We start from the raw sequence: 15,342 nt of genomic DNA on the forward strand, positions 1-15,342 counted from the left end.
AAAGTTGACCTTGGTTATTTACCCATCACTTTACGCACAATGGTTATGATGAAATGAAGATGAAAGATATTGGTTACTCGATATTCCAGAGGGTAACGTCACTTACTGTTATTTTGGCGTATAGCGCTAACATTTTATCCGTGGCTTTTGCTTGGATATTGTTCGGAATGACGTTTGCATCAGCTCCAGCACTCGCTGGATTAAATGCCCCAGTTCAACCTGTCGCTACTTGCCCCTCTGATTTTCATCAGGTAGGTGGTGTATGTTTGCGTACTGATAAAGTCCCACTTCCTGCCAGTTGTGATGATGGTTTCGTGCTTAGTGGGGGAGTTTGTAAACGCCATGACGATGAAGAGGCTTCAGGTGTCTGTTCTGCAGGATGGGAGTATAGTACACATACAAGGCGCATGTGTTCTCAGGCATGGCAATCATGCTCAAAACACGGTCCATTCCACCACAAGCATTGCACTACAGAATATCGTATTGCTCAGCCTCAGGCGTTAAATTGCCCTCATACCAGTAATGATCCCTATGAGGATGCTAAATACTCTCATTATACACCTGATGTAAGCGTTGCTAACTGCAGCGATGTGTTAAAGGAAATGGGAGCATGTAACGCGCCACCAGCGACACCAGTGACGGTTGATAATTCATGGCACTTGAATGGATATCGCTGCTTGCGTGACATTACAATGATGCCAGATAAGCAATGTCCTGAACATTATAAGAGAAATGGAGACGCGTGCGAAAAAGTAATTAATGCACCAATATCTTATAACTGCCCTGAAAATACGTATCTTGATAACGGGCAATGCTTTCCAGGCACTCGTCCCGCTTGTACTAATGGATCTCATCTTGCGAATGGTGTATGCGTTAATGACACCAACCCAAGTGATATTAGTTGCCCTGCGGGTCAAGTAATAGATATCCAATCACATACATGTATATTTCCACGAAATGATTCCGAACCGGTAAAATGGACGAAAGAAGATTTTGACCATTTTTACAATGAAGGTATGAATTTAGGGAAATTAACATCTTCGAATATCGTTCCTCCTGACGTCACCCCCGCTAAAGACGGTAAGCAACAAAAAATGTCAGTGACGCCCCGTTTTTTGGACCCGACAGTAAAGGTGAAGGATCCAACTCTATATTCCAATGTTGAGTCAACCGGTGTCGATTATAATAACGGATTTGCGCCCCCCGCCGGAACTTATCAAAATGAAGATCAGCAAACGAAGTATGTGCGTGACAATATTTCACTAAATAATGCTGGTGTGAAAGCTGTACCTCATGGGAATAATGCGGAAGAAATCATTGATAACTCAAACCATACAGCTCTGGCCTATGGTTCAGTGATGGACACTCGAAATATAAATCCACCTCGTAAAATCAGTATGGATTCACCAATGTTTGCAAACTCAGCCGAATCGGTGAGTAATGCATTTAATCATAAAGGTGCTTATTTCGGGGATTGCTCTAAGGCCGATACTACTTTTGAGCGATTAGATCCTAAAAAAATCATAAAAACGACGCCATCTTGTTTTAAACCTAATAAGAGTAATTTGAATGGTTGTGTGCGTAGTCGAGAACCTATCCCTCCATCTATACAAATTATAAAAGGGTTAGAGGATTCTCGCGTATCGATGTGTGGGGATAAATGCATACAGTTAACTCTTGGTCGTACAGATGATAACTACCTGTCTCAAAAAGGTCAGTGTGGTGTTTACACCAAGGAAATTGTTGTGCGTGTTAAAGATGGAATTAAGCTTGATAGAGCCACGTTGAGTCGGACCCATTATGATGATCAGTTCCGATTGTATGCAGATGACAATATTATTTTTGATGGTGTACATATGCATTTTAATACACCAGATGGATTCCCTACCGAGAATACTCCATGTGAACAAGGGGTTAATCGTGATACCTATGATGCACGTGACGTATCACCTCAATTTAAACAAGCATTGGCTAATGATAATGAAATTAAATTCACGTACAAGGTTGGTGTGGGTGACGTTGGTGAAGCGTATGGGGTTGTTGATCTGCTTTTTGATAAACCACTAAAAAGCACTTGGGGCGATAAAATTACGGATTACCCCGAGGGATGTACTGAAGCATTAAAAGACGACACTAAGTTTTGTACAAATAATGGATGGAAATGTGATAGGGAATATTCAAGTGATGATCCTAATTATGGATTAGTTAACGTCTCAAAGGGTGACCGTGGTGATGGTTACGGATTGCCATCTGTTAATGGTGATGCTTTAGTCTTGGTCGCTCGTCGTGATTTCGATATCACTGGAGATCAAAGCCGAAACTGCGGAATGGTCGTAGCTACAACATGGAATAGTGCTGATGGTAATGATGATGATGGGATCTATTTTTGTGGTAATCGCGCAGGTATTGGTACTCATACGGAAAGTGACCGACAGTTGAGAGGTACTGAACTCTCTAATATTTTACCAGCAAAGGGAAAATGGGAAGTCATTGCTGCCCGTGTGTTTAGTGATCATGTTGTATGGTATCGATATGATACATCTCAAGAAAAAGTCGTTAGCTTTTCCAGTCGAATACTAAATGGTGGCCCATTTGATAGCCTACGAATGACGGGTTTTCGTATAGCACGAAGCAAAAGCCGTAACTCTCTTGACTGGTATCATAAAGCAACAGATCCGTTATGGTTGGCGTATTGGCAGGTCTTAAATGGAAAAAATGACACAGACTTGTCTCAATACCTATCAAAAATAGCACTGGAACAACCATGGCTACAATTTAAAGCGCTATTTCCATCAGATACCGGTATTCCTGTCTGTATGGACGCTCACGCGTTAGATTATATGTGTGATCCGCTAAAAGGGAAGTCGTTAAATTATGGTGGAGCTGCATTTGATTTTAAAGCCATAACTAATATGGCTGATGGTTGTAAGCAATATGACCAAAACAAAGACTGTGATGCGTTAACTAAAACGTGCGTTCCCGGTTGGTATGATGAAACAACCAGAACTTGCTATGCGTGGAATGAAAATTATTCATGTGAAGATCACTCTCATGCAATGGTTACTGTAAAACGAAAAAATAACACTTGTTTTACTGATGATGCGTGTATCGATGGCAGTTGTGATGTACGTGCTGATGAAACGAATGCCGATTTTACGAATGCTCTGTCTCAATATGCTGTAGCGAATGAGATTGGTGATAAGAAAAATTGTACAGGCACCGATCCATCAACATGTAGAGTGTTTACTGGCAAAGTTTCCATGTGCTCTAAAGATCCATTAGGCATGATTGATTGCTGTAAAGCGCCAGAAGGTGTTGGGCAGGGTGATGTTTTTGTGATGGCCTCTAACATGGTTACTGTTGAATCATATATGGCGTCGGAAAGTGGTCTATTTAGCACTACAGGCCTTGGGGAATCGTTACAAGCGACACATAAATATGTTGCAGAAACGGCAAAAGGTGCTTGGGACACTATCTCAAAACCAATTGGTGACATGGTAGATAAGGCGTGGAGTTCTATTTCAACTAAATTTACGGGGACTGCTGCGAATAGTGCCGGTAATACTTCTCTATCTATGATAGGTGATGCAGGAACAGCTATTGGTGATTTTGCTTCGGGGTTAATGACTTCACTTGTAAACCTTAAAAATCAAATGCTGCAATGGGTTTTTGATCAATTACCGGAATGTCTACAAAATTTCGTTATGGGTTTAGCTGAGTCTCTCGCTGGTACTGTGGCTGGTGGTGGTGCTGCGGGTGGTGGTGCTGCTGGTGGTGGTGGTGCTGCTGGTGGTGGTAGTGTGGCTACCAGTCAGGCAGGCGCAGAAGCTCTTAATACCATAGGCTCAAATATCATGGGGGTTGTGTCGTTTATCGGGTGGGCATATGCCGCTTATCAGATCGCAAATATGGCTTATCAGATGATATTTGCATGTACTGAAGATGAGCAAAAAGTAGGTGTTGATTTAATCGGTAAAAAGTGTTTTTGGGTCTACACTAAAAAGCCGAAAAAAGTTTTGGGTGTAAGAATGGGTAAAACTAAAAAATTCCATTGCTGTTATAACAACGTGTTAAGCAGAATCATTATGGAACAAGCATCAGCCCAACTTGGCTGGACTAAGCGGCAATATTATGACCAAGGTTGTAATGGACTCGATTTTACACAAATCGAGAAGGTTGACTTCGATAAAATAGATTTTAGTGAGTGGATCGATATGATGGCTCAAAATAATATGATCCCAGATAATAAGACGCAGGATGATATAACTAAGGGCAATATGATGAATGGCTTTGGTCGTATGTCCACAAAAGAGCGTATGGATGAGCGAGGGAAAGGGAATGTTTATGTTGAACATGTCAAGGAAATTAATAACTTAGATATGGGTAATAAGATCGATTGTAGTTCATACCCGCGCCCCGCATTTTGTGACACGCTAAATAGTTATGATCGTAATAATGGTTTGTAGTTAATTAAAAGGGTCGCCATTAAAGTTATAGGTGGTGGCCCTTTTACATTATTTTCAATAAAAGCGAATCTACTACATAAAATATGCTGTAATTAACCTACATCAATCAATGATTTCATTAACTTGAACGTAAATTTATAATATTGATTGAGCGTTATAGCTATGCTATGGAATCATTCCCTTTAATAATATTTGATGAGCCCAAAAGCGTACGGATACGCTTTTTTAGTGGGTCATTATTATTTTACATGAATTAACGTTAGTTATTAATTTCGCTTTATGGTTTTACAAAAAAATTCTTTTTTGTAGTTGATTGTATATATGGTGTGTTTTTCATTTGAATCTTATCAAATTTAGCAAAATAGTTAATTGGTGGGACGTAGAACAGCATGTTTTCTTTCTTATTGTATTTCATCATTAACATGATCGCTGGTGCGAGACGAACTCTTGTGATGATGTATTTCCCATTATTTTTAGTGTTGAATGGTAGTCCGTGTTGTTTATCTGCGTAACCCATAAATTGAAGATTATTAGGAGATAGAAACATTGAACATTCGACGTTTGGATCAGTGTAAGAACACCATGAACCTTTATAATTAAATTCTGATTTTGTTGATGTGGTAATCTCACCTTTTTTGCTCGCCTTAAAAAAATCTTCATACATAGGCTTTAATAATTTTTGGGTGATATCATCCGTAATTAATTTTCTGTCTTCAGAATTGTTGATATCTTTACCATTTGCAGGCATCCAAATGATTGCTTGAAAATAATTTTGGATTTTTGGTGTACTTGCATCCATAGAAGCCGCAAACAATAAGCCAGTTAATCCACCGCTTAATCCATTAGATAATGATCCCATCGCTATTTCAGAACCATAGATTGTTTTACCGCTAACACCGTCAGTATCTTTTAGATTGTTTTCGTCTTCGATATTAAACGGAATTCGATCGTTCCATGCTGCTGATAGAACGTTCATGGCATATGAGTTGTTATTGTGTTTAAAATTTTTAATCGTTGTGTCGGCTTCAACCTTACCTAATGCTGTTGCACAGCCTGTAGTGATGCACATTACCGATGCTAAGGTAACTATCTTAATAAGTTTAGTAATTTTCATGGTTATTAATCTCAAATTTGGGGGGCAATGTTTGCCGATGTATCTATTTTATTATGCTTTCCCATTCGCGCTACCTCGTATTAATCAGTTATAAAAAAATCGTAAGTAACACACAATAAAATAATGGTTCAACTTTGCAATTATCCCATAAATTCATGCATTACAGTGTGTTATTGCTCACTTAATTTATCGTAATGCGCATACGATAACAGTACGTTATTCCTCAACGACATTTTAATGGGTGCAGCTCTAATCAACGCTAACCATTGAAAGCGTGTATAATTAAAAAATTATCTTTTTGAGAGTGTCTTAATAGTTATGGTGGGTCTCACCGAAGATCAAAAATTAGTTGCTGAAAGTGATGGTTATACTATGTGCTGCGCACTGCCTGGCAGTGGTAAAAGTCATACGATTGTGGAGTTAACCAAAAATCTGCTTAGTAAAGACAAGAAAAATAAAGTGCTACTTATTACGTTTACTCGTGCTGCGGCTGCTGAGCTAACTGAACGACTAAATGAAAGGTTGGGGAACGACGCTTATAGAGCAACAGCTTCTACTTTTGATTCGATCTATGGGCAACAAGTTAAATGTTTAAACGGTAAGCGAAAAAGAAGAACTATCGTTGGTGGCGAACAATTTAATTTTATTGAACGAGCAATAAGATACTGTTCGCTAAATGATATGGGAGTTGAAGATGCTAGGTTTCATATTGATTATTACGGTCGGATGATCGAACCAAAACCCATACAAAATGATCCAACAGCCGAAGGGTGGCAAGTTTATAGTTCTTACATGAAATTACTTCAGCAAAATAATATGCAAGATTTTAATCTAATAGCAAGAGAGGCATATTTAGGTGTTGAAACTGGACGAATTGAGCCGTGGGATTGTACTCACATGCTCGTTGATGAGTTTCAGGATACCTCTGATATGCAATATGGTTGGATTCGCGTTCATGGGGAGTCTGGGATAAATATTACAGTCGTTGGTGACGATGATCAGTCGATTTATTCTTGGCGAGGGGCGCTTGGCTATGAAAACATGGTCACTTTTCAACAGGATTTTGATGCGAAAGGTTATGTGTTGAAAAAATGTTTTCGTTGCCGTCCAGAAATACTCGCGGCTGCTAGAAAGGTTATTGAGTACAATAGTGCGCGTGTTTATAAAGAAATGGAAAGCACTCGAGAGGCTGGTGGTATTGTAAAAGTTCAAGGGTATCTCACTGAGATAGATGAACTCCAAGGTCTATTGGATGCTATTAACGGTGATAACAGACAGTGGGCTGTATTGTCGCGTACTAATAAAATTTTAGATAAGGTTGAATTGATGTTAAAAGTCAATGAAATACCTTATGTTCGCTTAGGCTCTAAAAATTTATGGGACGATAATATTGCTAATATTTTTCTTAAAATTCTATGGTCTATAGTGCGACCAAAAGATAAGAGATTTATTGGTGAGATCTTGGGGTGGTTAGGTGAAGATGAACAGGATATTCAGTTAATTATTCGTGCCTTGACACATTTTAAACCCTCCTTTGGTGAGTGGATGCCTGACGCTACTTTGCAGTGGTCATCAGTGTCACAAACATTGCATGAAAAGTGGATGTTATGGGGTACTGATTGTAGTGGCAAAATACGAATTGAAGGACGAATAAAGCAGATTGTTGATTTATTGAAAGAAGGTCGTAAATCGAAGGGTCCTGAAGCTAAGTTTTTAGATATTCTAGGTGGTATATTAACAGGCATGAAAGCTGAGTTATCTTTTTGTGAACGAGTAGAAATATTAGCTAAAAATCTGGCACCGAGTACGGGAGTTAAACCTGACGAGGGTACTAAGACAGGTATCGTAACATTGGCGAGCCTGCATTCTTCAAAAGGTTTACAGTGGACACAAGTTTGGATGTTAGCTAGTAACCAAGGAGTCTGTCCGTCAACTAGGGCATTAAGTGATGGAGAGGTTGCTGTAAGTGAGGAACGACGGTTATTCTACGTTGGTATGACTCGTGCTGTCGATGAACTACGATTATCGTTTAACTACAACCCCGAGCAGGGGACTGGCGAAAAAAAACCGCCATCACAATTTTTGGGTGAAGGTTTTCCAACTGAAGTTATTGGATTAATAGAAAAATTAAAAGAACAAGCAAAAAATAGTGAAAATTGATAGTTTTTGTTGAACTTTTATCTTTATCTTACATGTCAAAGTTTATTGTTGACTTATTGTGTCCCCACTTATATATTACATCGCATATAGCGCAAATATAGCGTTGGTGATTATAATTCACCGTCTTAGCAGTTTGTTTAGTACCTCGTTAAATCGAGTGGAACACAAAGAGGCTAATGCCACCGCAAAGCGGGGTAACAATTATTTATCCCCATACATTGACGTGTAGATGGAAGATAAAATAGAGCTAGCACAGTAAGCATTAATTATCATTTATGCCTTTTTGATAGTTATTGCTTACTGTGTATTTCTCGATGTTGTTGTTATGATTGGTTATAAGTTTTATTTATAGAAGTTATAACCAATCGTTGCGGTAATAAGATTAGCTCGACATACCTAATTTATTGCGTCCTGCAATGATGAACGAAACCATAATCATTCATTTTTATCTCTGCTTTTTTTAATTTTTAAATTAAAACCAGCCTTTCATTCCATATCTTTTGGACACTGATTGTTGATATTTTATGTATGATCCGCGATAGCCTAACTTGATATCTTTTCAAACTTGGCACTTCCTATCTTTGGTCGTCAAAATCGCACAAAAGTAACCTAACTCATTACTTAAATCATCGAGTTAATAAAAAGTCTTAGATCAACTTTTAAAATATTGTATCTAATCAACCTAGTTTATTATTCAAAATAAACTCAAAACTAACCAATTGCTTTAAATCACTACTTTTAGGTATTGCTAACACTTTACCTTTTGGTGGATTGTTGCTTTTTATCTGAATTGTTGTGCTTTATTGCTAACTTTTCGGACTAAAAAACAATGATAAAATTTAACTGCAATACAATTACATTTGGTGGAACTCTTGGTAAAGATTTAGAAGTAAAAGATGGCACAAATGGATCTAAACCTTTTGGCTTCGTTTCATGTGTACAAACTACTTCTTGGTCTAACAATCAAGGTGGTTTTAACGAGCGCGCTACATGGATGACATTGAAATTTAATGACAGCATGATACAAAAAATCGATCGTAATGGTGGTTTTTTTAAAGGCGATGAAGTTATTGTTGAAGGTTATTTAGTACAACGGAAAGGAACAAATAACAATACTATTATTGAGATTCAAGTTCAAAATGTTATTGCTCATTTGCCTAAAGCCATTCGTGATCTTGCTAAACAATCTGGATACAATGCACCTGCTCAACCTGTTTACCCTGCTCAACCTGTTCAACAACAGCAGCAATATAGCCAACCTGTTCAACAACAGCAGCAATATAGCCAACCTGTTCAACAACAGCAGCCGCAATGTAGCCAACCAGTTCAACAACAATTTATACAACAACAACAATTTGTACCTCAGCAACCTGTTCAACAACAGCAGCAGCAATATAGCCAACCTGTTCAACAACAGCAGCCACAATATAGCCAACCTGTTCAACAACAGCAGCAGCAATATAGCCAACCTGTTCAACAACAGCAGCAGCAATATAGCCAACCTGTTCAACAACAGCAGACGCAATATAATAGCCAACCTGTTCAACAACAGCAGCAGCAATATAGCCAACCTGAAAATAATCAGCAGCAGCAATATTCGCAGCCAACTACTAATGTACAAAGTGAACAGCCAACTCCCACAGCAGCAGAAACTATAAACCAAGATGCTCCCGAACAAGGACATCCCAGGCAAAGTTCAGCGCAAGTGGTATCAATTCAAGTAGATAAACCTCAGCAACCTGTTGATGATTGGTTTAATACTGATTTTTATGGTGGCAGTCGAAGTTTATAATATTCGTATCACTTTATTGTTGTTAACTAACTAAAATTCCCTCGGAATAAATTAATTATTCCTTAGGGGGTATTGATTTATTTTGATGGTCTTACTAACTTTTCGAGATTAAATCAATGCAAAATACAACTATCGATTCTCAAGACATATCATCTGTTAAAGTTCCAAAATCTATTTCTGCATACCTAAAACGTAGAGCTAACAAATTACATCGTAAGTCTATGACCGCAAAAAGTAATGCTGTTAAATCTCGTCTTTCTACTGATGCAAGCCGCACTCGTAAATACGCCAATGAAATTTATTTTTCTTGGAGTTAATTATGTCCAGTGTGATGTTTGAATTAGCGAAACAAGTAGGTGGAAAAACTCATTTTTATGAATCTTATGAAAATGAATCAGGCTCGTTAAAAAAATCAATTTTTTTCTCTAGCATGAATACCAAGCGATTTGTAGTAACTGAACAACGATATAACAATATACGACGATTTTTAGGTGTTGAAGATGTATCTGAGTATTCCCTTAGTGATCTTAAAATATCTGTTAAACGTAGCCTATTAAACTAAATTGAGAATAAATAAATGAATAAACTTATCTGTGTTAAAAAAGAAGCTGTTATCAAACAATCGGAAATGAAAGCTTGCTTATTGAACGTTCGTGATTTTAATGAATTTGTTTCAATTGCTGATGATACACAATACGATTTTTTGAACGGCTATATTGTTGACATTAAAGAAACTTATAAGCGTTGTACTGAATCAGTTATTACTCTGTTTACCAATTTATTGTGTAAGCGTTTAAATAAATCAATTGATGAAGTAAAAGCTATAGATTTTATTATAGTCGATCTTTGTTTTTAACTTTATAAGCTATTAATTACCAATGCACTCGGGATTAACATATTAATCCTGACGGGTTATTTGTTTTTCCTTTTGTGCTTTTACCGCACCTGGAGGAATAACAATGACTACTCAAATTACTACACAGCAATCAATCTTCGATTTTGCATCTGAATTAAATACATCAATTCAAGTTCAAAAAAATCCAATTAAAGTTAAAAAATCCATTCAAAAAACTAATGTTATTAATCTTGTTGAAACTGATACTTGTGTTCTTAGTGAAACTATTAAGAATTCTAAAGTTATCGTTAAAACAGATTATAAAAATGCATCAAGTTCTTTGCCAGATCATCATCTTTTACTATGTGATGGTTTTAATGGAAAGACAGATACTCTGACTTTAAATTGGACGGAAGATGATATTAATAAATTATGGACCGGAATGTTAACTGAGTATTTTTCGTTACTTAATTACGCAAAAGAAACATCGTCAGATCGTCAAGATATTCTTCGTTGGATGTCTACTGATTCATTTGATGTTGTTTGTACTCACTTAAATCTTAACGCTAATGACTTACGAATTGGTTTGTTTCAAGCATTGGATAACAAAGATAGAGAACGTAAATTAGATACTATTAATAATGGTATTTTAACGTTTAACCGCTCTGTTAAATCTATGATGCTTGACCTGCAAATCACGAGCAAGGAATTAAATAGTCGTTTTAATATTAATAAGTTATCTAATTCTTTTATTACTCGTATTACTAAATGTAAACAAAGTAAGAAGAAGAAAGAGTTTATTAATGATGTAAATTCGCAAGAGTTTAAAAACTACTGTATGTCCATCAACCTTAATAGTTCTGCTGTTATAAATAAGGTAAATGATGCGCTAGGTAAAATTAACACTGGAGAACTAGAAGAAATTAATTCTGATTTTGGTTACCAGCGTTTTACTCGTCACTCACTAGAAGATTTTATTTCTTAATTTTTTAGTAAGTAACATACCGCTTCATTTCTTTATTACTAATCCTCATGGGTAAGTGCTATACACATTATCCATTAGGGTAGTTGTATGTGCATTTTATCCATGAGTAAAAAATACATTTACCAAGGAAATTTTAAAATGACAACTACAACTACTCAAACTAAAGCAGTTATCGATACTACCGTTCCTGTTGCTAACGCTCTTCCATCAGTGATCACTAAAGAATATGCACACGCTCTACCAATTGATGAACTTGTAGCTCTTCTTGAACTCAAGGATCCAGAAATTGAAGATGTTGTATATTCTGACCCACGTTGGAATGAAATGGTAACAGTGGATGCTGGTGAATTGTTTGATATTATCCCCAAAGGTGCGGTTCGTATTAAACAACGTAAATATCGTCATCCTAAATGTGTTGCTTCAAATCCGTTTTATATTCCTCAGCGTGATGTTTTACGTCGTGTACTTGGCTGGTGGTGTGCTCCTGAGCGTCCATTAAGTCTTTACCTTTATGGTGAAACAGGTACAGGTAAAACGGAAATGATTCAATATTTTGCGGATAAACTTAACTGGCCTGTGTCTATCATGCAAGTGACAGAATACAGTCGCTCAGATAAGGCCCAAGGCTCTTATGTGCTCCACAATGGTAAAACTCCATTTCATTATGGTCCTGTAGCTCAAAGCATGAAATATGGCTGGTGTCTAATTCTTGATGAACTAGATAAGGGTAACGGTGATTTTCATTGTAAGTTACATAATCCAGTTGAAGGCAAACCAATGCAAATTGATGACACTGGTGAGATTATTCTTCCAGCAGAAGGTTATCGTTGCGTAGGCACCGGCAACACATCCGGTGGCGGCGATATTTCTGGGAGATATTTAACGTCAAACCGTATGGATGAAGCTTTCCGTCGCCGTTTTGGTGTCGTTAAGTGTGATTACCCCGCTTATGATATTGAATGTGCGATATTAACAAGTCGAAATAATCCAGATAGTCCAATTTCGAAAAAAACGATCCGTCGTATGTGCCGTTTTGCAACAGAAATCCGCAAAGCGTTACAGGCACCAGAAATTGAAGCAAAATGTACAACTCCTGAAGAACTTGCATCAGCTAAACTTCCAGTGGAACGTTTAGGTTGTGCTTTTTCTACTCGTATTCTTGTCGCTTGGCATCAATATATTATGGTTTTCGGTCGTCAATTCACTCCATTAATTGAATCATTTAATTTTGTTTTTGGAGAATCGTTAGATGAGGAAGATCGCCCTGCTGTATTTGCAATTTTGCAACGCATCTTTGGTGAATCAATTAATCATGCTGACGAGTGGACTGAAGAAAAAAAGTAAGTAAAGGAGAAGATGAAGATGAAGGTTTTGAATATCCATGTTCACCATTGCAAGATGTTAGCTCATTATATTTTAATGGCTATAAATGTAATGTAAATGGGAAGGATAAGCTTTGGTACATCGCATTTGATAGTCGTGGTGTGCATACATTTTATTCTGATCCTGAAACACTTGATTCATTAATTTATTATCATAAATCATATGCTGAATTCATTAAGCCTCACGTGAATTCTATGGATTTGATATTAAAGTATGTGGATAAAAAAATAAGTGAAAAAGTTAAGAAAGGTTATGTGTTAGAGAATGCAACCGCTTCTTATGACATACCGACTAACTCATTCATTTAGCTTTAAATTAAACTTAATTAGTAACATCGCCCATCAGGACAACAAACAATCCTGACGGGATAAGTTTGTCGTTTTGTTGGGCTTCTTTTTTTTAATGGAGGAACTCAAAATGACAAATTTTACTAACAACGTAAACCCACTAGATCCGAATGGTTCTATCGTTGCATCTGCAGATCAAAATGCAAAAGATATTGGTGAACGTTACACTCGTTTGAAAAATGGCTGTGTGCAAGTTGGTTATGATATTAATAACTGGTCGGGTACTAAGACATTAACGAAGGCGAATGTGCGAGTTTATGATGATAGCGGTGCTTTAGTTGAGTTAGATAGCGACATGGCAACCCCTGGACGTAAGGCACTTCTTAGTAAAGAGAGTTTATCTTTTACTAATAAGTATACTGTTCGAATGGGTCGATTGTTTGCTAAATATGGAGTTAAATTTTGCGGCAACTGGTTAGTTCCTGATGATTTATTACCACAATTAATGTTAGAAGCTAATGTTCAAGTAAATGAATATTACGATTGCGTTAATAATTTCTGCCATAACTATGAGCATCTTATTCAAGAATGGGTTACTAAACATCCTAGTTTAGCTAATGTTATTCGTGAAGATATGTTGAGCGTAAAAGAGGTTGAACGTAAATTCAAATTGAAAGTTTATCCTCCAATTCGTATCGCACCGAAAGATGTTAATGATATGGAAGAGTTACTTGATGAAGCTACTGATGGTGTTTGGCAAAGTATTAGTAAAGAAGCGTTGGATATTATAGATACTTCATTAACTGTACGAACTGGCAAACTAAAAGGTACTTTAAAAGATGAATGTGGTCATAGTGTAGTAGGGAAGCAGTTAAAACGGTTACGAGATAAAGTTAATTCTTTGTCTATGATTAATGAGGATTTTGATGGCCTTGTTGATGTATTAGACGATTTAATGAAAAATGCATTACCTGACTCTGGACGTATTATTGGTGAACATTTCAAAACATTATTAGTTTATGTTGAAATGCTTTCTGATCCTAAACGTGCACAACTTCAAGCTAAAGGAATTAATCAAATCTCAAGTTTACTTGCTTCAGATCTTGATTATGACGCTTCTGCGGAGGTTGTTGATAATGTTGTAGGCGTTATAAAAACTCAACCTGTTGCAGTTGAACCTCAACCTGTTGCAGTTGAACCTCAACCTGTTGCAGTTGAACCTCAACCTGTAGTAGTTGAACCACAACCTGTAGTAGTTGAACCACAACCTGTAGTAGTTGAACCACAACCTGTAGTAGTTGAACCACAACCTGTTGTAGTTGAACCACAACCTGTTGTAGTTGAACCACAACCTGTAGTTGCTGATGTCGAAATCAATAATCTTCGTGATTCTTTGATTTCAATTGAAGATGAACCAGAAGATGTTGACGATTTTGTTACAACAGAAGGTTTCTTCTTCTAATTAGCTCCATAAACTAACAGCCCTCACGGTTAATTTTGACCGTATGGGTCATGATTTTCCTTGAGGGTTATATATTAATCTTTAAGGAAAAATCATGAACACTAAAACAAAATTAAGCTCAATCGAATTAGCTAAAAGAAAGAAAGCATTATTACGTAAATTTGCATTGATTCAACGAATGACTGCAGATACGAGTGGTAGTTTTTCACTTTCTGGCACTGGTGCATATACGTCAGGTAAACATGTAAATTTACCTATTGGTGATTTTTCTGACCCTGAGTATTTGGATATGATTGAGGGTATGCTAGATCACGAAAATGGTCATTGTAAGCATACTAATTTTCATGTGTGGAATGATATTAAATCTAATTTAGTTCGATCATTAACAAATATATTTGAAGATATTCGAATTGAAACAAAAGTCGGAATGGAATACCCAGGCGCTAAAATTAATCTTGAAAAGTTGGTTAAAATTGCTATTAGTCGAAAGATGTTTTCTATCCCAAGAGAAGATGACGACTTAGTTTCTTTAGTGCAAAAGTTTCTTTTGTATAAAGGTCGTTATCAGATTATCGGACAAACATCGCTTAAATCTTATAGTGAGATTGTAGTTCCGTTATTAAAAAATGTATTACCAAATTCATTTAATGATTTGAGTGATGTATTGACGGATGCAACCAATAGTAAAACCACAAGTGATGCAAGATATTGTGCTGAACGTGTGATTGCTATTCTTCAAAAAGAACAAGAACAGCAAGAACAACAAGAACAAGATGATAGCTCTGACGATAATTCTGATAGCAATAGCTCTGATGATAATTCTGATAGCGATAGCTCTGATGATAATTCTGATAGCGA

At 36.9% G+C, this 15,342-nt stretch carries 11 protein-coding genes; 10 read left to right on the forward strand and 1 reads right to left on the reverse strand.

Translation table 11 applies throughout. The annotated features are described in order from the left end of the window. Positions 1–53 precede the first annotated feature (53 nt). A complete protein-coding gene (gene traN / locus GLP24_RS14850) occupies positions 54–4,466 on the forward strand; it encodes a conjugal transfer protein TraN (RefSeq protein ID WP_101767617.1) in 4,413 nt (1,470 codons plus the stop codon). 277 nt (positions 4,467–4,743) lie between these two features. Here the strand turns inward: traN and GLP24_RS14855 are convergent, their stop codons facing one another. Continuing rightward, positions 4,744–5,580, reverse strand: coding sequence for a hypothetical protein (locus GLP24_RS14855; RefSeq protein WP_101767618.1), 837 nt, complete (start codon positions 5,578–5,580; stop codon positions 4,744–4,746). A gap of 318 nt (positions 5,581–5,898) precedes the next feature. Here GLP24_RS14855 and GLP24_RS14860 point away from each other — a divergent pair, with 318 nt between their 5' ends. The 9 genes from GLP24_RS14860 to GLP24_RS14900 form a co-directional block, all read left to right on the forward strand. Continuing rightward, the gene (locus GLP24_RS14860) at positions 5,899–7,740 is read left to right on the forward strand and encodes an ATP-dependent helicase (protein WP_101767619.1); all 1,842 of its coding nucleotides are present in this window, start codon (positions 5,899–5,901) and stop codon (positions 7,738–7,740) included. Between the two features lie 829 nt (positions 7,741–8,569). Next, entirely contained in the window at positions 8,570–9,532 is a 963-nt protein-coding gene (locus tag GLP24_RS14865) for a single-stranded DNA-binding protein (protein WP_101767620.1), read from the forward strand. A gap of 116 nt (positions 9,533–9,648) precedes the next feature. Further along, positions 9,649–9,849, forward strand: a complete 201-nt coding sequence (locus GLP24_RS14870; protein WP_101767621.1) for a hypothetical protein — start codon at positions 9,649–9,651, stop codon at positions 9,847–9,849. Between the two features lie 2 nt (positions 9,850–9,851). Next, complete coding sequence (locus GLP24_RS14875) at positions 9,852–10,094, forward strand: hypothetical protein (RefSeq protein WP_101767622.1); 243 nt, start codon at positions 9,852–9,854, stop codon at positions 10,092–10,094. A 15-nt stretch (positions 10,095–10,109) separates the two neighbouring features. Next, the gene (locus tag GLP24_RS14880) at positions 10,110–10,388 is read left to right on the forward strand and encodes a hypothetical protein (RefSeq protein WP_101767623.1); all 279 of its coding nucleotides are present in this window, start codon (positions 10,110–10,112) and stop codon (positions 10,386–10,388) included. 103 nt (positions 10,389–10,491) lie between these two features. Beyond that, positions 10,492–11,352 (forward strand): hypothetical protein, encoded by an 861-nt coding sequence (locus GLP24_RS14885; RefSeq protein WP_232570068.1) that lies wholly within the window; start codon positions 10,492–10,494, stop codon positions 11,350–11,352. A 138-nt stretch (positions 11,353–11,490) separates the two neighbouring features. Then, a complete protein-coding gene (locus GLP24_RS14890; RefSeq protein WP_167388509.1) occupies positions 11,491–12,696 on the forward strand; it encodes an AAA family ATPase in 1,206 nt (401 codons plus the stop codon). 456 nt (positions 12,697–13,152) lie between these two features. After that, a complete protein-coding gene (locus GLP24_RS14895; RefSeq protein WP_232570069.1) occupies positions 13,153–14,484 on the forward strand; it encodes a DUF3150 domain-containing protein in 1,332 nt (443 codons plus the stop codon). A 94-nt stretch (positions 14,485–14,578) separates the two neighbouring features. Beyond that, the coding region (locus GLP24_RS14900) for a hypothetical protein (RefSeq protein WP_232570070.1) at positions 14,579–15,342 on the forward strand (764 nt) is incomplete at its 3' end.

The organism is Photobacterium carnosum, from assembly GCF_021236965.1.
GTDB classification, from domain to species: Bacteria; Pseudomonadota; Gammaproteobacteria; order Enterobacterales; family Vibrionaceae; genus Photobacterium; species Photobacterium carnosum.

Bases quoted from the DNA above. Each gene is read 5' to 3' on its own strand.
- traN (WP_101767617.1), top strand. From the start codon at position 54: ATGAAGATGAAAGATATTGGTTACTCGATATTCCAGAGGGTAACGTCA.
- GLP24_RS14855 (WP_101767618.1), bottom strand. From the start codon at position 5,580: ATGAAAATTACTAAACTTATTAAGATAGTTACCTTAGCATCGGTAATG.
- GLP24_RS14860 (WP_101767619.1), top strand. From the start codon at position 5,899: ATGGTGGGTCTCACCGAAGATCAAAAATTAGTTGCTGAAAGTGATGGT.
- GLP24_RS14865 (WP_101767620.1), top strand. From the start codon at position 8,570: ATGATAAAATTTAACTGCAATACAATTACATTTGGTGGAACTCTTGGT.
- GLP24_RS14870 (WP_101767621.1), top strand. From the start codon at position 9,649: ATGCAAAATACAACTATCGATTCTCAAGACATATCATCTGTTAAAGTT.
- GLP24_RS14875 (WP_101767622.1), top strand. From the start codon at position 9,852: ATGTCCAGTGTGATGTTTGAATTAGCGAAACAAGTAGGTGGAAAAACT.
- GLP24_RS14880 (WP_101767623.1), top strand. From the start codon at position 10,110: ATGAATAAACTTATCTGTGTTAAAAAAGAAGCTGTTATCAAACAATCG.
- GLP24_RS14885 (WP_232570068.1), top strand. From the start codon at position 10,492: ATGACTACTCAAATTACTACACAGCAATCAATCTTCGATTTTGCATCT.
- GLP24_RS14890 (WP_167388509.1), top strand. From the start codon at position 11,491: ATGACAACTACAACTACTCAAACTAAAGCAGTTATCGATACTACCGTT.
- GLP24_RS14895 (WP_232570069.1), top strand. From the start codon at position 13,153: ATGACAAATTTTACTAACAACGTAAACCCACTAGATCCGAATGGTTCT.